The sequence below is a fragment of the Kiritimatiellaceae bacterium genome, from assembly GCA_013141415.1.
In the GTDB taxonomy this organism is placed as follows: domain Bacteria; phylum Verrucomicrobiota; class Kiritimatiellia; order Kiritimatiellales; family Tichowtungiaceae; genus Tichowtungia.
In genome coordinates this window covers 51,678-68,643 of sequence record JABFQY010000001.1, presented here as the reverse complement: position 1 = coordinate 68,643, position 16,966 = coordinate 51,678, and the positions used below count along the sequence as shown (strand labels likewise).

Sequence of the window (16,966 nt, the reverse complement as noted above, 5' to 3'; positions counted from 1 at the left end):
AGAGCATAAACATTAATAATTTACCAATATCATCTGTTTTTTAACGATATTGACTTTTCAGCCCGCGACGGCAATCCTGCCGGAATGAACAACGCGCTACTGCAAATACCGGATCCGGCCGATTATTTCAAAGGCGCCGGACACCATCCGCTCCCGGTTCCCGCCAATGTGCTGCTGTTTGTACGGACGACAAAAAACAAACTCCAGGAGGAGGCTCTGCAGAGCCGCTCCCACCACCGCTTCGTGCTCATCTTTAATCTGGCGACCGAAGGCCGTGTGCACATCGACCATCTGGAGCTGCACGTTAAACCCGGACAGTCGCTGCTCATTCTGCCCTACCAGTTCCACCACTTCAGCCTGCTGGCTTCCGCAAAACTAAAATGGCTTTTCTGCACCTTTGAACTGACACCACACACCTTTCTGGAGCCGCTGCGGAACCGCGTGGTGGATACCGGCGAACCGACGCAGCAGTCGCTGAAAAATCTGCTCGAAGAATGGCACCGGCCGGCCTCGGAACTACAGGCCGGGAAACTGCAAACCGACCTGCTTCATCTCCTGCTTTCGCTGAAACAAGACCGTCAGCGCTCCGGCAGCGATCTGCCGCCTGAGCCGGAAGACAATCTACTGAGAACCGTTAATCGCTTAATGGCAGAGTGGCGAGGACGAACCGTTGCGACAACCGATCTGGCCCAGACGTTAAACCTGTCGGAGTCGCGATTGCGTGTGCTGTTCAAAGAGGCCGCTGGAATTCCGCTCGGGCAATACATGCAGAATTACCGGATCAACCGCGCGATGGCTCTGCTGCGCACGACGGACTTCTCGATCGCCGACATCGCCGCCGAAGCAGGCTTCGGCTCGCCGCAAGCCTTCAGCCGCATATTCAAGGAAAAGACAAACGATACTCCGCGCGCCTATCGGCAGGGCGGACAGCCGTGACCATATCGGTTTCGGGCTTTTCCATTCTGTTGCAATCCGTTAGTTTCCGCCCAATGAAACACCGCCCGAAACATATCGCCGAATACATTCTGCTGCGCGGCCTGCTCGCCGTCGTGAACATTCTGCCGCTGCGCGCGGCGCTGGCGGTCGGCTGGCTGATCGCCGCGTTCTTCTTTCACGTCCTGCGCTTTCGCCGCGAAAAAGCGGAGTCGCGCCTGAAGCAGGTCTTCGGCGACCGCTTCACCGCCAAAGAGCGGCGGCGTATCGCGTGGCTTTCCTTCCGCAACATCAGCTTCAACGCCGTTGAAGCCGCACGTTTTAAAAAGCTGACGATGGAGCAACTGAAAAAAACGGCGCTGTATCCCGGCATCGTCGCGATGCAGGAAACTTACCGGAAAAACGGCGCATTCATTTTCGCCACAGCGCACATGGGCAACTGGGATCTCGGCGGCGTCGCCTGCAAACTGGCGGGCATACCGGTTTTTTCCATCGCGCGCCGGCAGAAAAATCCGCTCACCGACGACCTGCTCAACCGGATGCGCAACGCCACCGGCATGGACGTCGTGCTGAACGACTCCACCGTACTGAAAAATGTTGTCCGCCGCCTGAAAGCCGGTGAAGTGCTGGCGATTCTTCCCGACGTACGTTCCGCCACCGAAGCGCTCTCGATTGATTTCCTCGGCGGCCAAGCCAACCTCGGCGCCGGCGCCGCGCTCTTCGCGCAAATGGCGCACTGCCCGATTTATCCGGTCGCGTTGCTCCGCCGCGGCTGGACGCACCACGAATACAAAGTGTTCGACCCGATCTTCCCCGACCCGTCGCTCGACAAAAAAGAGGACTGGCAGCGGATGATGCAAAAACTCGTTTCCATTTTTGACGCCGAAATCCACGCCCACCCCGAACAATACTTCTGGTTCAACAAACGCTGGGTGCTGGATCCGCTGAACAAGGGTGCAAAATGAATATCCGTTACGAGTCGTCCCGCCAAATCACTCCGGCAGAATTTGTGGATTTGCTGGTTCGGTCAACACTCGCCGAGCGGCGTCCCGTTGACGATCTCGCGTGTATCACCGCGATGCTGCGCCATGGAAACCTCCTGTGCACTGCATGGGACGGCGACAAGCTGGTGGGCGTCGCGCGCTCCGTCACCGACTTTGAGTACTGCTGCTATCTGTCGGATCTCGCCGTCGATCAGGCCTACCAGCACGCAGGCATCGGCAAAGAACTGATTGCGCTGACGAAAAAACGGCTGGGAAAGAATGCTAAAATCATCCTGCTGGCCGCGCCCAAAGCGGAAAAATATTATCCAAAAATCGGATTCACGGCGCACAACTCCGCCTGGATTTCCGCCGCAGGGAACAACTCCAACTGATTGCTTAATCCGCCCGCCGCCGAGGAGTTCGTCGCCGTCATAGACGACCACCGCTTGAACGAAAGCGCAACAACGCGACTTCTTCTGTAGGTGGGCTCGCTGAGCCCGCCCTGAATTACCGGGGTCGCCGACCCCGGCTACAAAATCAACTTCCCGTTTCCGGCTAAACTTGTTCGGCATTTGCGGTGATTGCTGTTATGACCGTGTTGTGAAAACAAATAAAAGGAGCACGCTATGGTGATTCCCGAAAAACTTCAGGAAATAATGCAGAAGGATGGCGTTGTGGCTATCGCGACTTTGGGAGCAGACGGGCCTCATATGGTCAATACCTGGAACAGCTACCTCCGAATCTCACAAGACGGCAGATTGTTTATCCCCGCAGGCTACATGCATAAAACGGAAGCGAATATTACCCATAACCCGAATGTGCTGATTACATTGGCCAGCAGTAAGGTTCAGGGGTTACACGGGCCGGGAGCCGGATTCCTGATCAAAGGAAAGGCAAAGTTCATAACATCCGGACCCGACTTTGACGTAATGAAGGAGCCGTTTAGCTGGTTGCGCGCCACCCTGGCCGTTACCATTGACTCGGCGACTCAAACCTGGTGAGACAAACAGAACTGTTTAGCAAATCATCACCCCGCTATTCTCTTAATCCACCCGCCGCCGAGGAGTTCGTCGCCGTCATAAACGACTGCGGCCTGTCCGGGGGTCAGCGCAAATTGCGGTTCGGAAAAACAAACTTTAAATTCGGTATCACTGATTTTTTCGAGCGTCGCCGGTGCGCCGCGGTGGCCGTAGCGCGGCTGGACAATAAACAAGGCCGGCGAGACGCCGGCGGTACATTGAGGAAATTCACCGGAAATCCAGTGCGCGTCCCGAACGAAACATTCCGACTGCATCGCTCCTTCGCGCGGCGAGAGGATGATTTCGTTTTTATCCGCATCAATCCGGCTGACGTAAACGCGTTCGCCGACAGCAACGCCGGTTCCGCCGCGCTGTCCGACGGTAAAGCGGTGGACGCCGTCGTGTTCCGCCAGCTGTTTGCCTTGGTCGTCGAGTACGCGGCCCTTCTTCTTAACTTCCGGCATACGCGCTTCGACAAACTCCGGATACATTCCCTCTTCGACAAAGCAGAGATCCTGACTTTCGCCGCGCGGTACAATCGGCAGATTATGGTCGGCCGACCATTTTTTCACTTCCTCTTTCGTCCAGCCGCCGAGCGGGAAAACGGTATGCGCGAGCTGTTTCTGCGAGAGACGGTGCAGGAAGTAGGACTGGTCTTTGGTGCGGTCCACAGCGCGCAGCAGGTGAAACGCGCCGTCGCGTTCTTCGAGGCGGGCGTAGTGGCCGGTCGCCAGCACATCGCAGTCGAGCTGGACGGCGCGGTCGAGCAGAAAACCGAATTTGATGAATTGATTGCAGGCTATACACGGCGACGGCGTGCGGCCAGCCGCGTATTCGCTGACAAACGGCGCGACCACTTTTTCTTCGAAGCGATCCTGCGCGTTGACGACATAGTGCCGGATGCCGAGCGCCGCGCAGACTTTCTGAGCACGGGTGACATCTTCGAGCGAACAGCAGCGCGATCCGTCTTTCCACATGTGGGCGGTCAGGCCGATCACTTCGTACCCCTGCTCGACAAGCAGAGCCGCCGCCACAGAACTGTCCGTGCCGCCACTCATTCCAACTGCCGCGCGCTTCTTCATATCCTGCGGGTTGTAATGAATGCAGGCCGGAAAAGCCAGAGTTTATAATGCCGAGTCGGCGCAAACTCCGGCTGGACATCGCACCATTCCGTTGCTGTACTCCGCGGAATCATAAAAGGAAATTGGGTCTCGCTAACAAAAAAGGTGAGGACCCCCTCACCTCCACGCGGCAGATTGGGTGTGCGTATGAAAAAAAATGAAGTCGATGTGATCGTCGCCGGACATCTTTGCCTGGACATTATTCCGGCGTTCCCGGCTGAAAAGCGTCCGCTGTCCGATCTCCACGCGCCGGGTCGTCTGACTAATGTCGGCGGAGCCGTCTGCGCCACCGGCGGCGCAGTATCCAATACCGGCCTCGCCCTGCACCGCTACGGGCTGAACACCCGGCTCGTCGGGAAAATCGGCAACGACACCTTCGGCCGCGCCATTCTCGACGTCATCCGCGCTCGCGATCCGGGACTGACGCAATCCATCGTCGTTGCGCCGGGCGAAGCAAGCTCATACACCATCGTCATCAATCCGCCCGGTATCGACCGGATGTTTCTGCACTGCCCCGGTGCCAATGATGCGTTCTGCGCTGACGATGTTGATTTTCCAATGATCGGGACCGGCAGACTTTTCCATTTCGGCTATCCGCCGCTGATGCGTCGTATGTTTTTAGACTGCGGTGCAGAAACGGCAAAGCTGTTTTGCAACGCCAAGGCGAACGGTCTGACAACCTCTCTGGATATGGCCCGGCCGGACTCCGGCGCGGAATCAGGCCGCGTCGACTGGCGCGCTCTGCTCCGCAATATTCTGCCGCACGTCGATATTTTCCTGCCCAGCGTGGACGAACTGCTCTATATGCTCGACCGCCCGCGCTTTGCAAAATTTGAAGCCGCGCTCGAGGCCGGTGAACCGCTTGGCGGACTCCGACAAACGGATCTGCGCGCTCTGTCGGACGAACTGATTGCGATGGGCACCGGAATGGTCGTTATGAAACTCGGCGCATACGGTCTCTATCTTCGCAGTTCCGCCAATTCCGCACGGTTGTTAAAGTTTGGAAACGGCGCGCCAGCCAATCCGGCCCAATGGATTGACCGCGAGCTTTATCATCCCTGCTTTGAGAAGCAAGTAGTCGGCACAACCGGCGCGGGGGACTGCGCTATCGCGGGCTTTCTTGCCGGACTGCTTTACGGCCAAAACCCCGAAGCCGTCATGGACTCCGCCACTGGAAGCGGCGCGTGCAACGTCGAGGCCGCAGATGCAATCAGTGGAATTCCGACCTGGGATGCGCTGCAGAAACGGATTTCCAAAGGGTGGAAAACCGAGCCCGGACTTTAGAACTGGAGCCGGCGGAGGGATTTGAACCCCCGACCAGCTGATTACAAATCAGCTGCTCTACCACTGAGCTACGCCGGCATCAAAAAGAGGCGGGATTATGCGAAAAGTTCCGGCGAAGTCAAACCCTCAGCCGCGTTTATAACCGGGGCGATGGTGCCACAGGTGGCGGAAACCGTACCGCGAAAAGGATACCATCACCAGAAGAAGGGCAAGAACCAGCGTAACAATCAGAGTAAAGAGTCCTCGATGGGCTCCAGCGCGATAGACGTCTTCCGTAAAAAAATAAGCGGAAAGCAGCCCGCCGACAACCAATACAAACACGGCCGCTATCAGCAGTCCGCGATACGGCCGCAACTTGAACATCGGAACTCTGTCTCCCATTGAAATCACTGTCCGTTTGCCTCCCGCTCAATTTTCCGGATACAATTTCTGCATTTGTGGTAAATAAAGCAATAGTTATTCCTAAACGAGCAGGTTTTTTGAATTCGACAAAAAGCCCGCCTGAAATGCCAAAATTTTATTCGCGAAAAACTTCCTCTGAAAAACCGTTCTCAGATTTGGAATCGGTTAGAAGTGGCGGGAGCGACGGGACTCGAACCCGCAACATCCAGCGTGACAGGCTGGCACTCTAACCATTGAGCTACGCCCCCGCAAGAAAGAGACAAGGAGGATAGTCGGCGAACTTCTTATTTCAAGCGCAAACTGGGATAAGTTCGCAGGGCGGAGCAAAGCCGTTCTGGCGCGCGGAAAAAACATATTGATTAAGCCCGGCTGTTCCGCCACCTTACGAACCTTCCCGACGCAGAAATTTCGGGCCATAACCAAAGGGATTTTATGGATCGCGCTTCGCATCCGGCTTCGTTTATCTGGGATGAGCCAACTGGAAACGGCCGCAACCTTTTCCGACGCTTCCTGCTTAACTTCACATTGAGTTCCCCGGCGACCTCAGCCACCCTGAATCTTTTTGCCGACTCGCGTTACCGGTTAATCGTCAACGGAGCCTTCATCGGTGCGGGGCCGGCTCGGTTTGCGCCGGGTCATCCCGAATATGATTCCTACGACATCGCCGCGCACCTGCATCCCGGAAGCAATACCATTTGCGTGGAAGCAACTTCTTACGGAGCCAGTTCCTTTCAAACCTCACGCGAAAGCGCTGGCGGGTTCATTGCCTGGGGCGAAGCGGTCGCCGGCGAAACAATTAGTTTTGCCACCCCCGGCGCGTGGAGCGTTCAGGTAATGGACGCATGGGATGCTCAGGCTCCTACTTTCAGTTTTGCGATCGGCCCGGCGGAAATTCTGGACACACGAAAACTGGACGCAAACAAACCCCGCACTCCGGTGAAAATTGCCAATCAGAACCGGTGGGGAACCCTGATGCCGCGCAGCGTTCCGTGCTCGACCTTCGCAGCGCTCATGCCGGATAAAAAGGCGATCTTCGATCTGGCCCGGGATGAATCCATTATCGGATTCCGCCAGATGTATCCGGACCGTTGTTCAAAAAACTCCGCCAAGCGCTGTGTTCTCTATGCCGCATGGATTCACGCCCCGCGCGAGCAAATGACAGATATTGGAATTTTCTGGGGAAAGCATTACCTCAACGGAACTCCGCTGGTATATCGGGCGGAACCCCTGCGCGGAAACCGGCAGAACACCACGCTCCACCTCAAAGCGGGCTGGAACCTGCTGTACGGAGAAATTGAGCAGCTCGAAGAGGTCTGGGGGTTGCTGCTTGGAATTCCTCGGCAGGCCGGACTCACAATCCGATCCGAGCCGGAGGTCCACTGTACAACCGGGCTGCTTTATTCCGAACTTACCCCGCCCGAAAACACACCGTCCGCGAATAATGCGGTGCCGTTCGACCATGAAAGCCTCCGGTCTTCGGGTATCGTTTGGAATACCGTACCGGCTGACAGCGAGCCGCAGCTTCCGGCCCGCCTCCGGGCCTGGGATATTGTCGCCGGAACATCAGAAGAAACCGCCCCGATGCAAACCGGGGCCCGCGCATGGGTCTATGAATTCAAAAAAGAATTCGACGGCTACATCACCGTGGAGGTTGAAGCGCCCGCCGGAACTGTTCTGGACGTGGGCGTGGACGACTGGCTCCGCAAAGACGGGCTCATCCGCCTCTATGGTTCCAATCCTTTCGTCAATGCCGTCGACCGCTATATTCTGCGCGGCGGCCGTCAGAAAATTCAAAGCTTCCATGTGCGCGGCGGGCATTTTCTTCAGCTTACACTCTCCCTGCCTGACGGCGAAACCGGAACGGCGCACATTCACGACGCTCATATACTAAGCGCAAACTGCCATTTCCCGAATCTCGGGAGCTTTGAGTGCTCCGAGCCCGTTCTCAACTGGGCCTATGCAACAGCATTCCGCACCCTGCAGGTTTCCACCGAGGATTCCTATGCCGACTGCCCGTGGCGTGAACGCGGAACCTACCTTGGCGACGGGTACGTCAACATCCACATGCATGAGATGGTCAATGCGGACCGGCGGATTCCAAATCGCTTTCTCCGGCTGTTTGCATATTCCCAGCTTGGAAACGGGCAAATGCCCGCTTCGGCACCTTCATGGACGGTTTCTTGTCTCTCAGATTTCACCCTGATCTGGATTCTTTGTCTGCACGACTACTGGAAACTCACGCAAGATGCCGCGCTCGTCGAAACGTTGTGGCCCGCACTCGAAAACATTCTAAGCAGTCCCGAATGGATTGCCGACGAAACCGGCCTCTGGGGATCAGACCATCTGAATGTTTTCATCGACTGGGGTGTGCTTCGCGAAGAACGGCTCGGGCGGGCCAATGCCGTACTGAACGCCTTTCGCATCCGCGCACTGGAGTGTGCCGCTGTAATGGCCGGTGTGATCGGAAAAACAAATCGCGCCGAAGCGTTGCGCGAGGAACTGTCTGCGGTACGCACTGCTTTTGAAAAACACCTCTGGATTGATTCAGAAGATCGGTTTGCCCCTTATCTGAACGCGGACGGATCGCAGGCAAAAACCACGGCACTGCACGCGAACATTCTGGCAACGCTCTATCGCATCGGCAGCGAAAAGCAGCAGGATGCCGCCTGCCGATATATTGAAAAGCGCCTTAAACGCAACGCAGCCGACGCGCAGATAAACGGTCAGTTTTCCGGTCACGCGGAATATTACTTTCTCTTCTATGCAATTGAGATGCTCTATCAGCGGGGTCGCATCGGCACAGCGGAACAGGTCATCCGTGACCATTACCGGCCCATGATGAAAGCGGATTCCGGTACGCTGTGGGAATGCCTGTGCCGGGGGGTTCAGGAAGTCGGCAGCCGCTGCCACTCGTGGGGCGGAGAACCTCTCATCAGCGCCATGCGGCATACGCTGGGCGTTCAACTGCCCGACCCGAAAAATCCGAACAAGGTTCTCATCGCTCCGCAAGCCGACACCATTGACTGGGCCAGAGGAACCTATCCTCATCCAAAAGGCAGTATTCATGTGGAGTGGAAGCGGGTCGAAGGGAAAATCGAACTGAACTACACCGCCCCGGAAGGCGTCGAAGTCCTCTGTGCGCCATAGCTTGTAAAGCGGCGGCGGATGACTAAACTCCTCTCGTATGGAACTTTTCGAGGGAACCCCGTCTGTTAATCCAAAACCCGGCGCAGGCACCGCGCCGCTGGCGGCGCGGATGCGTCCGCGAACTCTCGACGAAATCGCCGGGCAGGATCACATCCTCGGCGCGAGCAAACTCCTACGCCGCGCAATTGAGGCCGACCGCATCTCGAGCGTCATTCTCTACGGCCCGCCCGGCTGCGGCAAAACTTCGCTGGCCGAAGTGATTGCGCTCGTCACCGACCGCCGTTTCGAGCGCACCAGCGGCGTACTGGCTAATGTCGCCATTCTGCGCAAGTTGCTCGAACAGGCCGCTGGATGGAAAAAAATTCACCGGCAGGACACAATTCTTTTTATCGACGAAATCCACCGCTTCAACAAATCGCAGCAGGACGTGCTCCTGCCCTACGTCGAGAGCGGCGACATTATTCTGATCGGCGCGACGACGCATAATCCATTCTTTTTCATCAACACACCGCTCAACTCACGCTCACAGATTTTCCAGCTCAACCCGCTGAGCGAAGAGGCCATCAAGACCGTGCTGAAGCGCGCGATGGAACATCCGGCAGGACTGAACGGACTGGTGACTGCTGACGACGACGCGCTGGAGCATCTGGCGACCGTTTGCGAAGGCGACGCCCGCCGCGCGCTGAACGCGCTCGAAATCGCCGCACTGACCACGCCGCCCGGCAAGGACGGTGTCGTTCATTTGACGCGCCATGAAACCGAAGAGTCGGTTCAGAAAAAAGCGGTGTCATACGATCACGACGAAGACGAACACTACGACACCATTTCGGCTTTCATCAAAAGCGTGCGCGGCTCCGATGCGAACGCGGCGATCTACTGGCTGGCAAAAATGGTCTACGCCGGCGAAGACCCGCGCTTCATCGCCCGCCGACTGGTGATTCTGGCCTCTGAAGATATCGGCAACGCCGATCCGCGCGGACTGTCAGTGGCAATAGCGGCCATGCAGGCGGTCGATTTTGTCGGCATGCCGGAAGCGCGCATTATTCTGGCGCAGGCGACAACCTATCTGGCCTGTGCGCCGAAAAGCAACGCCAGCTATCTCGCCATTGATGCGGCACTGGCCGATGTGGAAAGCGGCCGCACGCTGCCGGTGCCGGACCATCTGAAAAACGCGCCGCATCCCGGCAAAGGCGATGTGCAGTACCAATACGCTCACGACGGTACGGATCATTTTGTTGATCAGGAATATGTGCCGACCGACCGGGTTTATTACGCCCCGACCGACCAGGGCTATGAAGAAACCATCCGGAAGCGGCTGGAGCACTGGGCCTCCATGCGGAAAAAGAAAAAATGACGAAAGCGGAAATACGCGCGAAAATTGCCGAGCGGAAAAAAAGTTTTCGGAATCTGGACGCTTTAAGCGCCGGAGCCGTGGAAAATCTCCAATCGCTGAAAATCTTCCGTTCTGCGCGAACCGTCGGAGCCTACATGCCGCTTCCGGATGAGGTGAACATCGCTCCTCTCTTCCGGTGTTTGGAAAAAATATTTTTCGTTCCGGCGTTCGATCCGGAGTCCGGCCTTTACCGGATGGCGCGGCTTACGGCAGAATTAAAAACAGGGCGTTTCGGTATTCTGGAACCGGCGGCTCCGGTTTTCGCGGAGGAAAACGAACTTGACCTGATTATTGTGCCGGGCGTGGCATTTGACCGCGCAGGCCGCCGGATCGGGCGCGGCGGCGGGTTTTATGACCGTTTACTGCCGCAGTACCGCACTGTACGTGCCGGCGTTTGTTTCGACTTCCAGTATTTAGAAACTGTTCCGGCAGAGGAACATGATGTCCGGGCGAACTGGCTGATAACAGAAAAGCGGATTCTTGAAATTGCGATGAACAGTTAGACAAGCGGAGTTGTCGGAGCTATTCTCAATTCACGAAAACAAAACTCTGAAAAGAAAGTGCGTCTATGGACAGTTTAGAAATCTGGTGGGGCGGAATGCAGGATTTCGTACTCAGTATCGGGTTCGTCATTCTCGGCTTCTTTTTTCACGCTTATCTAACCCGCACCAATGCGGTGGCTGCCAGTCATCGGGGCGCAGTCATTCTGGAAGAGGCAAAAAAACAGGCCGAAGCGATTAAACACGAAGCGGATGTAAACGCCCGCGAAGAAGTGCTCAAGGCGCGCGAGCGGGCCGAAAGGGAGCAGGAAACCAAACGGCAAAGTATCATTGCGCTGGAAGACCGCGTTGTCGCCCGTGAAAAAGATATTTCCAGAAAACTCGAACTGCTTGAGGCCAAGGATCGTGCGCTGACCGAAAAAATCGATAAGGCGGAGCGGCAGAATGAGGACCTCAAGGCTCAGCAGGCCGAGCTGAAAAGCCGGATTGAAGAAGAAACCCGGCGCGTTCAGGAGGCGGGAAATCTTTCCAGAGAAGATGCGCGCAAATTAATCATGGAGCAGATGGAAAAAGAGCTGGAATCGGAAATCAGCGGGCTGATCCGGCATCAGCAGAAAACCGTTTATGAGCAGGTTCGGGCTGAAGCCCGCGATCTGATCTGTACAGCCATTGAGCGCTACGCCGGTGAACACGTCAGTAATATCACCGTAACACAGGTGGCAATTCCCTCTGAAGACATGAAGGGCCGCCTGATCGGCAAAGAAGGCCGCAACTTCAAATCGTTTGAAATGGAATCAGGCGTCAATCTGATTGTCGATGAAACGCCCGGCATGGTTCAGCTTTCCAGCTTTGATCCGGTGCGCCGCGAAGTGGCGCGTGTCGCGCTCGAAAAACTGATCGCCGACGGACGAATCCATCCGGCCAGCATCGAGGAAACGGTTAAAAAGACCCGCACGGAAGTTGACGAAATTATCCGGCAGGCAGGCGAAGACGCCCTCTATAAACTCGGCATCTCCGGCGTCGCGCCGGAGCTGGTTAAAATTCTTGGACGTCTGAAATACCGCACCAGCTATAAACAAAACGTGCTCGACCACTCCATTGAAATGGCCTCGCTGATGGCCATGATGGCCGCCGATCTCGGCCTGGATGTCGACCTCGCCAGACGCGTCGGCATTTTTCATGACCTCGGAAAAGCCGTTGACCACGAAGTCGAAGGCTCTCACGCCGTCATCGGCGCCAACCTGCTCCGCAAATACGGCGAGGCGCCGCTGATCTATAACGCTGTCGCCGCGCATCATGACGACGTCGAAAAGAACAGCGTCTATGCTGTGCTGGCCTCCGCCGCCGACGCCATGACTGCCGCCCGGCCCGGTGCGCGCATGGACACCACCGACCTCTACTTCCAGCGTCTCGATAAGCTCGAAAAAATCGCAACCTCATTCAAAGGCGTCGACAAGTGCTACGCCATTCAGGCGGGACGTGAACTGCGTGTGATCGTGGAGGGTGACAAGGTGGATGATGCCCGCGCGCTGATTCTGGCGCGGGAAATCGCCAACCGCATCCAAACCGAAGTCAAATATCCCGGCCAAGTCAAAGTGACGGTCATCCGCGAAACCCGCGCCATCGAATACGCCAAATAATTTAGTCACCACCAGATGCGATACCCGCCTTCAAGCGTGAAGGCGTTTTGAATGTGACGGATTTCCGGCTTGTCGCCAATCACCTCGACTACATCGAAGCGAATGTACGGTGGACGTAATTTTCGGTTTTTCAGAAAGTGAATCGCGGCACGCGATAACTTCTTCCGTTTAGCTCGATTGACTGCCGCCACTGGCCGGCCGAAGTCTTCGTTCGCGCGGGTTTTAACCTCTACAAAAATCAGCGTGTCGCCCTGCTTGGCAATCAGGTCGATCTCGTCGTACCCCACCCGCACATTCCGGGCGATGATTTTCAATCCGGCTTTTTTCAGAAACTTTTCCGCCTGCGCCTCGCCGATCCGCCCCGTGCGCAAATGCGCGGCTTCTTTTCTGAACCATCGGAACAACCAGTTCACAGCTCCAATTCTCCCTGGCCGAAATCAGAGACCGGTCGAAACGTTTTGCGATGATGGGGGCACGGGCCGTGACAGCGGATGGCGGCTAGATGTTCCTTGGTGCCGTAGCCTTTATGTTTGGCAAAACCGTATTCTGGAAATCTGGCATCGAGCTCAACCATCAGGCGGTCGCGAGTGACTTTAGCGATAACGCTGGCGGCGGCGATTGAGAGGCTTTGTGCATCGCCTTTAACGATGCTTTGCGATTTACAACAGAGTCCGCGAACCGGACGGCCATCAACCAGCGCCAGATCAGGTCGCGGGCTGATCTGCGCAACGGCTTCGGCCATGGCTTTCCATGTCGCCTGCAGAATATTGATGTCATCAATAATTTCCGGCCCGATAACAGCACAACCGATGCGGGCAAAGCTGCAACCTTGAAGCCGCTCAAAAAAATGTTCACGCCGCTTCTCAGAAAGTGCTTTGGAGTCGGTGAGTCCGGAGAAAATTTCTGCGCCGCCGTTTTCGAGCGGGCCGCGTTCAAAAGCGACTGCGGCGGCCACGACCGGGCCGGCCAGTGGACCGCGCCCGGCTTCGTCAATTCCGGCAATAAAAAAGAGGCCTGAATTCCAGGCCTCTTTTTCATAGCGGAGCATGTCCATTGAACCCTACGCGCGGCGTTCTTTGATGCGCGCTTTTTTGCCGGAAATGTCACGGAGATAGTAAAGTTTCGCACGGCGGGTCTTGCCGCTGCGCACCACTTCAATCTTCGCGATGTTCGGGCTTTGCAACGGGAATACGCGTTCGATGCCTTCGCCGAAAGCGACACGGCGAACAACAAATGTTTCGGAAACGCCGGAGCCTTCACGGGCGATGACCGTGCCGGTGTACACCTGAATGCGTTCCTTGGTGCCTTCTTTAATTTTTACATGCACGTCAACGGTATCACCGATATTGAAAGCGGGAATTTCCTTGGTGCACTGCTCTTTGCCTATATTTGCGACTACCGGGTTCATAATTGTTCTCTTTCTTCCAGATTCCAAAAGTGAGCGTCGAATAATACCCAACTGCGTCTTTCGGTCAAGCGCCATCTCCGTTTTCTGCCGGACGGCAGGTCCGCAGGTCGGGGCGGCGTTCCTCAGTCCGTTTTTCAGACTGCTGGCGCCGCCATTTTGCAATGGCGGCGTGGTCGCCGGAAACCAGTTCTTCGGGCACAACCATGCCGCGGAATTCGGCCGGCCGGGTGTACTGCGGATATTCCAGAAGCGGTTCACTGAATGATTCCTGCTCGGCGGAACCCTCCCCGCCCAGCACGCCGGGAATCAGCCGCACGACCGCGTCGATTACAACCGCCGCAGGCAATACACCGTTGGTCAGCACATAATCACCAATGGAAATTTCTTCGTCGATGAGCGCCGCGCGGATCCGCTCGTCTATTCCTTCGTAATGACCGCAGACAAAAATCAGGTGTTCTTCGGTCGAAAGTTTCTGCGCCCGCTTCTGGGCAAACGGCTTCCCTTGCGGGCACATCAGAATGACGCGGGATTTTTCCGTACGAATGGATTCGACCGCTTTAAAAATCGGTTCGGGCTTCATGACCATGCCGGGGCCGCCGCCGAACGGACGTTCGTCGGTCGTGCGATGTTTGTCTTCGGCGAAGTCACGGAGGTTGATGAACCGAAAGCTGACGTGGCCTGCCTTGGCGGCACGCTTCATCATGCTCTGGCCGAGGAAGCCGTCGAGCATTTCCGGGAAAAGAGCTATCACGTCGATCTGCATAACAAAAAAAGCGGCCTCTCGGCCGCCTTTGTACCACGGTGCGGTTTTTTATTCCACAACTTCGAGCATTGCGCGGCGACCGTCACGGGCGGCGATTGCGCCGAGAAGTGTACGCATGGCGCCAACGGTTTTTCCGCTGCGACCAATCACTTTGCCGACATCTTTTTCGTGACAGCGCAGTTCATAGACGACGCTTTTTTCGCCTTTGACTTCAGTGATCTTGACATGGCGGGGGTGGTCAACCAGAGCGGCGACCATCTGCTTTACGAGCTTCTTCATGTTTAAGCCTCCTGCTGTTCGGAGGCGGCCTTAGCGGCGGCAGCCGGAGCTGCGCCAACAGGAACACCTTCGCCGGCTTCGGCCCGCTTCAAAAGGTTCGCGGCGGTGTTGGAAAGCTGCGCGCCAGTGCCAATCCAGTGTTTGACGCGTTCAACATTGACGCTGAAATTGTCTTTCTTCTGCTTGGGATCGTACCAGCCGAGAATTTCGAGGAAGCGACCGGTGGTCGCGAAGCGGGAATCAGCCACCACAATGCGGTAAAACGGCTTTTTGATGGTGCCCATTCGACGTAAACGTATTTTTGTTGCCATATTTCTGTAATCTCCAGTCCAAGTTGCGGACTCCTGTCCGCGGAAAAAGAGGAACCTGTCTATATGATTCACCCCCCGGCATCAACCTTTTTTCCGTTTTTTTAACCCCGCCGGACGGCCCTGCAGTTTTTCGACAACCTGCAAATCGGCTTTGGACCAGGCAAAGTTCCCAAGGTCAGGAACCTTTACCCAGTCGTAATCGGCGCAATGGATCGGGCGCGGACGCCCCGAAATAATTTTGGCGCGGTGCACATGCATCGTCATGGTGAAGTGGCTGTAGGCGTGTTTCACTGTCATAAGATGTTCTCCGACAGCGGTTTTGATGCCAAGCTCCTCTGACAGTTCGCGGGCGACGCACTCCTGAATCGTCTCGTCCGGCTCCTGCTTGCCGCCGGGAAACTCCCAAAGTCCGCCGAGCATATCGTCCTGTTTGCGCTGGGCAATCAGCACCTCGCCTTTGCGGTTGGCGGCAACCGCCGCGCCAACGACGATGTGCGGAACTTTTTTCTTTTTCCTCATTACAGGAAACTTATCCGGGGCACCTCCGGCAAAGGCGGCGCAACTTTTCGACAGTGGACACTCCGGGCATTTCGGATTCTTCGGCAGACAAACCAGTGCGCCAAGCTCCATCATGGCTTCGTTAAATTGTCCCGCCCGGCCCTTCACCAGCAGACCGTCGGCCCAGACTTGCATCTGTTTTTTGCCCGCCGTCGAACGCGTGTCGCCGCCAAAGACGAAAAGGCGACTCAGAACGCGAACGACGTTTCCATCGACAACCGCCGCGTCCTCATTAAAGGCCAAACTGGAAATCGCCGCCGCCGTGTAAGCGCCTATGCCCGGCAACTTCTTCAGGTCGGCAACCGAAGACGGAATCTTTCCGCCAAATTCATCCGAAATAATTTTTGCGGCGGCGTGCAAATTGCGGGCTCGGCTGTAGTAGCCCAGCCCTTCCCAGCATTTTAGAACGTCGCTTTGCGGCGCACAGGCCAGCGCCTTCCACGACGGAAAGGCCTTCATCCAGCGGCGATAGTACGGAATTACGGTATCAACCCGCGTCTGCTGAAGCATGATCTCCGATACCCAGACACGGTACGGCGTACGGTTGCGGCGCCACGGCAGATCGCGGGCGTTTGTTTCAAACCATGGCAGAAGGCACAACTTAACCGCCTTTTGAAGGCTGGCTATTTTCGGGGGTTGTGATTTGACTGCCTGCATAGTTGGGCTAGAATTCCTGCAAACAAGGGGAGATTCAATCATGATCACAAAAAAGATGGAAAAGGCGCTGAACGCGCAGATTAATAAGGAATTTTACTCCGCTTATCTTTACCTCGCTATGTCGGCCTATTGCAACAAAGTCAACATGCCGGGGTGCGAACACTGGTTCCGCATCCAATACGACGAAGAAGTCATCCACATGACCAAAATGTTCGACTACGTCATGCAGCACGGCGGTGAAGCCCGGTTGCTGAAAATCGACGAGCCGCCTGCCGATTTCGGCTCGATCCTCGGCGCTTTCGAAGCCAGCCAGAAACACGAGCGGTTTGTGACGGAGTCGATTAACGAACTGCTGAACATCGCGGTGGAAGAGAAAGACCACGCCACACAGGTCTTTCTGCAGTGGTTCATCACCGAACAGGTCGAAGAAGAAGCCAACGCGAAAGAAATCGTTGATCGTCTGAGAATGATCGGCGACAACGGCGCGGCCTTGATGATGATTGATGACAAGCTCAGCCTGCGGCTGCCGCCCGCGCCTGCCGCCGCCGCACAGGCTTAAGAAGAGGAC

At 56.3% G+C, this 16,966-nt stretch carries 19 protein-coding genes and 2 tRNA genes; 10 read left to right on the top strand and 11 right to left on the bottom strand.

Annotation, left to right across the window (positions count from 1 at the left end; translation table 11 throughout):
• Positions 1–84: 84 nt before the first annotated feature.
• The 4 genes from HOO88_00340 to HOO88_00325 all read left to right on the top strand — a co-directional run bounded on the left by HOO88_00340 (position 85) and on the right by HOO88_00325 (position 2,917).
• The gene (locus tag HOO88_00340; protein ID NOU35215.1) at positions 85–936 is read left to right on the top strand and encodes a helix-turn-helix transcriptional regulator; all 852 of its coding nucleotides are present in this window, start codon (positions 85–87) and stop codon (positions 934–936) included.
• Between the two features lie 53 nt (positions 937–989).
• On the top strand, positions 990–1,898 hold the full coding sequence (locus tag HOO88_00335) for a hypothetical protein (GenBank protein NOU35214.1): 909 nt from the start codon (positions 990–992) through the stop codon (positions 1,896–1,898).
• A complete protein-coding gene (locus HOO88_00330; protein ID NOU35213.1) occupies positions 1,895–2,308 on the top strand; it encodes a GNAT family N-acetyltransferase in 414 nt (137 codons plus the stop codon). Before HOO88_00335 ends, HOO88_00330 begins: the two co-directional genes overlap by 4 nt.
• A gap of 237 nt (positions 2,309–2,545) precedes the next feature.
• Positions 2,546–2,917 carry a pyridoxamine 5'-phosphate oxidase family protein gene (locus HOO88_00325; protein NOU35212.1) on the top strand — a complete coding sequence of 124 codons (372 nt, stop codon included), beginning with the start codon at positions 2,546–2,548 and terminating at the stop codon, positions 2,915–2,917.
• 26 nt (positions 2,918–2,943) lie between these two features.
• On the opposite strand, the gene mnmA is transcribed toward HOO88_00325, so the two are convergent.
• A complete protein-coding gene (gene mnmA, locus HOO88_00320) occupies positions 2,944–4,017 on the bottom strand; it encodes a tRNA 2-thiouridine(34) synthase MnmA (GenBank protein NOU35211.1) in 1,074 nt (357 codons plus the stop codon).
• Between the two features lie 186 nt (positions 4,018–4,203).
• Here mnmA and HOO88_00315 point away from each other — a divergent pair, with 186 nt between their 5' ends.
• Positions 4,204–5,340: a carbohydrate kinase family protein gene (locus tag HOO88_00315; protein ID NOU35210.1), complete on the top strand. Its 1,137-nt coding sequence runs from the start codon at positions 4,204–4,206 to the stop codon at positions 5,338–5,340.
• A gap of 3 nt (positions 5,341–5,343) precedes the next feature.
• Here the strand turns inward: HOO88_00315 and HOO88_00310 are convergent.
• The 3 genes from HOO88_00310 to HOO88_00300 all read right to left on the bottom strand — a co-directional run bounded on the left by HOO88_00310 (position 5,344) and on the right by HOO88_00300 (position 5,990).
• Positions 5,344–5,418: transfer RNA gene (locus HOO88_00310), tRNA-Thr, on the bottom strand.
• 48 nt (positions 5,419–5,466) lie between these two features.
• Entirely contained in the window at positions 5,467–5,721 is a 255-nt protein-coding gene (locus tag HOO88_00305) for a hypothetical protein (protein ID NOU35209.1), read from the bottom strand.
• 193 nt (positions 5,722–5,914) lie between these two features.
• Positions 5,915–5,990 (bottom strand) — tRNA-Asp (locus tag HOO88_00300).
• A 184-nt stretch (positions 5,991–6,174) separates the two neighbouring features.
• Here HOO88_00300 and HOO88_00295 point away from each other — a divergent pair.
• From HOO88_00295 to rny, 4 genes are all read left to right on the top strand, one after another.
• The gene (locus HOO88_00295) at positions 6,175–8,889 is read left to right on the top strand and encodes a hypothetical protein (GenBank protein ID NOU35208.1); all 2,715 of its coding nucleotides are present in this window, start codon (positions 6,175–6,177) and stop codon (positions 8,887–8,889) included.
• A gap of 37 nt (positions 8,890–8,926) precedes the next feature.
• Positions 8,927–10,243, top strand: coding sequence for a replication-associated recombination protein A (locus tag HOO88_00290; protein ID NOU35207.1), 1,317 nt, complete (start codon positions 8,927–8,929; stop codon positions 10,241–10,243).
• Positions 10,240–10,785 (top strand): 5-formyltetrahydrofolate cyclo-ligase, encoded by a 546-nt coding sequence (locus HOO88_00285; GenBank protein NOU35206.1) that lies wholly within the window; start codon positions 10,240–10,242, stop codon positions 10,783–10,785. The genes HOO88_00290 and HOO88_00285 overlap by 4 nt, the downstream gene beginning before the upstream one ends.
• 95 nt (positions 10,786–10,880) lie before the next feature.
• Complete coding sequence (gene rny, locus HOO88_00280; protein NOU35205.1) at positions 10,881–12,422, top strand: ribonuclease Y; 1,542 nt, start codon at positions 10,881–10,883, stop codon at positions 12,420–12,422.
• Positions 12,423–12,427: 5 nt separating this feature from the next.
• On the opposite strand, the gene HOO88_00275 is transcribed toward rny, so the two are convergent.
• The 7 genes from HOO88_00275 to mutY all read right to left on the bottom strand — a co-directional run bounded on the left by HOO88_00275 (position 12,428) and on the right by mutY (position 16,398).
• The gene (locus tag HOO88_00275) at positions 12,428–12,793 is read right to left on the bottom strand and encodes a YraN family protein (protein ID NOU35204.1); all 366 of its coding nucleotides are present in this window, start codon (positions 12,791–12,793) and stop codon (positions 12,428–12,430) included.
• A 38-nt stretch (positions 12,794–12,831) separates the two neighbouring features.
• Positions 12,832–13,476, bottom strand: coding sequence for a ribonuclease HII (locus tag HOO88_00270; protein NOU35203.1), 645 nt, complete (start codon positions 13,474–13,476; stop codon positions 12,832–12,834).
• Between the two features lie 6 nt (positions 13,477–13,482).
• Entirely contained in the window at positions 13,483–13,830 is a 348-nt protein-coding gene (rplS, locus tag HOO88_00265) for a 50S ribosomal protein L19 (protein NOU35202.1), read from the bottom strand.
• Positions 13,831–13,894: 64 nt separating this feature from the next.
• On the bottom strand, positions 13,895–14,593 hold the full coding sequence (trmD, locus tag HOO88_00260; GenBank protein ID NOU35201.1) for a tRNA (guanosine(37)-N1)-methyltransferase TrmD: 699 nt from the start codon (positions 14,591–14,593) through the stop codon (positions 13,895–13,897).
• A 48-nt stretch (positions 14,594–14,641) separates the two neighbouring features.
• Positions 14,642–14,872 (bottom strand): KH domain-containing protein, encoded by a 231-nt coding sequence (locus HOO88_00255; GenBank protein NOU35200.1) that lies wholly within the window; start codon positions 14,870–14,872, stop codon positions 14,642–14,644.
• 2 nt (positions 14,873–14,874) lie between these two features.
• Positions 14,875–15,183 carry a 30S ribosomal protein S16 gene (rpsP, locus tag HOO88_00250; GenBank protein NOU35199.1) on the bottom strand — a complete coding sequence of 103 codons (309 nt, stop codon included), beginning with the start codon at positions 15,181–15,183 and terminating at the stop codon, positions 14,875–14,877.
• An 81-nt stretch (positions 15,184–15,264) separates the two neighbouring features.
• Positions 15,265–16,398 (bottom strand): A/G-specific adenine glycosylase, encoded by a 1,134-nt coding sequence (gene mutY, locus HOO88_00245; GenBank protein NOU35198.1) that lies wholly within the window; start codon positions 16,396–16,398, stop codon positions 15,265–15,267.
• Between the two features lie 40 nt (positions 16,399–16,438).
• Here mutY and HOO88_00240 point away from each other — a divergent pair, with 40 nt between their 5' ends.
• The gene (locus tag HOO88_00240) at positions 16,439–16,957 is read left to right on the top strand and encodes a ferritin (GenBank protein NOU35197.1); all 519 of its coding nucleotides are present in this window, start codon (positions 16,439–16,441) and stop codon (positions 16,955–16,957) included.
• Positions 16,958–16,966: the final 9 nt, after the last annotated feature.

Excerpts from the sequence above, each read along its gene's own strand:
- HOO88_00340 (NOU35215.1), top strand. The coding sequence starts at position 85 with ATGAACAACGCGCTACTGCAAATACCGGATCCGGCCGATTATTTCAAA.
- HOO88_00335 (NOU35214.1), top strand. The coding sequence starts at position 990 with ATGAAACACCGCCCGAAACATATCGCCGAATACATTCTGCTGCGCGGC.
- HOO88_00330 (NOU35213.1), top strand. The coding sequence starts at position 1,895 with ATGAATATCCGTTACGAGTCGTCCCGCCAAATCACTCCGGCAGAATTT.
- mnmA (NOU35211.1), bottom strand. The coding sequence starts at position 4,017 with ATGAAGAAGCGCGCGGCAGTTGGAATGAGTGGCGGCACGGACAGTTCT.
- HOO88_00315 (NOU35210.1), top strand. The coding sequence starts at position 4,204 with ATGAAAAAAAATGAAGTCGATGTGATCGTCGCCGGACATCTTTGCCTG.
- HOO88_00305 (NOU35209.1), bottom strand. The coding sequence starts at position 5,721 with ATGGGAGACAGAGTTCCGATGTTCAAGTTGCGGCCGTATCGCGGACTG.
- HOO88_00295 (NOU35208.1), top strand. The coding sequence starts at position 6,175 with ATGGATCGCGCTTCGCATCCGGCTTCGTTTATCTGGGATGAGCCAACT.
- HOO88_00290 (NOU35207.1), top strand. The coding sequence starts at position 8,927 with ATGGAACTTTTCGAGGGAACCCCGTCTGTTAATCCAAAACCCGGCGCA.
- HOO88_00285 (NOU35206.1), top strand. The coding sequence starts at position 10,240 with ATGACGAAAGCGGAAATACGCGCGAAAATTGCCGAGCGGAAAAAAAGT.
- rny (NOU35205.1), top strand. The coding sequence starts at position 10,881 with ATGCAGGATTTCGTACTCAGTATCGGGTTCGTCATTCTCGGCTTCTTT.
- HOO88_00270 (NOU35203.1), bottom strand. The coding sequence starts at position 13,476 with ATGGACATGCTCCGCTATGAAAAAGAGGCCTGGAATTCAGGCCTCTTT.
- rplS (NOU35202.1), bottom strand. The coding sequence starts at position 13,830 with ATGAACCCGGTAGTCGCAAATATAGGCAAAGAGCAGTGCACCAAGGAA.
- trmD (NOU35201.1), bottom strand. The coding sequence starts at position 14,593 with ATGCAGATCGACGTGATAGCTCTTTTCCCGGAAATGCTCGACGGCTTC.
- HOO88_00255 (NOU35200.1), bottom strand. The coding sequence starts at position 14,872 with ATGAAGAAGCTCGTAAAGCAGATGGTCGCCGCTCTGGTTGACCACCCC.
- rpsP (NOU35199.1), bottom strand. The coding sequence starts at position 15,183 with ATGGCAACAAAAATACGTTTACGTCGAATGGGCACCATCAAAAAGCCG.
- mutY (NOU35198.1), bottom strand. The coding sequence starts at position 16,398 with ATGCAGGCAGTCAAATCACAACCCCCGAAAATAGCCAGCCTTCAAAAG.
- HOO88_00240 (NOU35197.1), top strand. The coding sequence starts at position 16,439 with ATGATCACAAAAAAGATGGAAAAGGCGCTGAACGCGCAGATTAATAAG.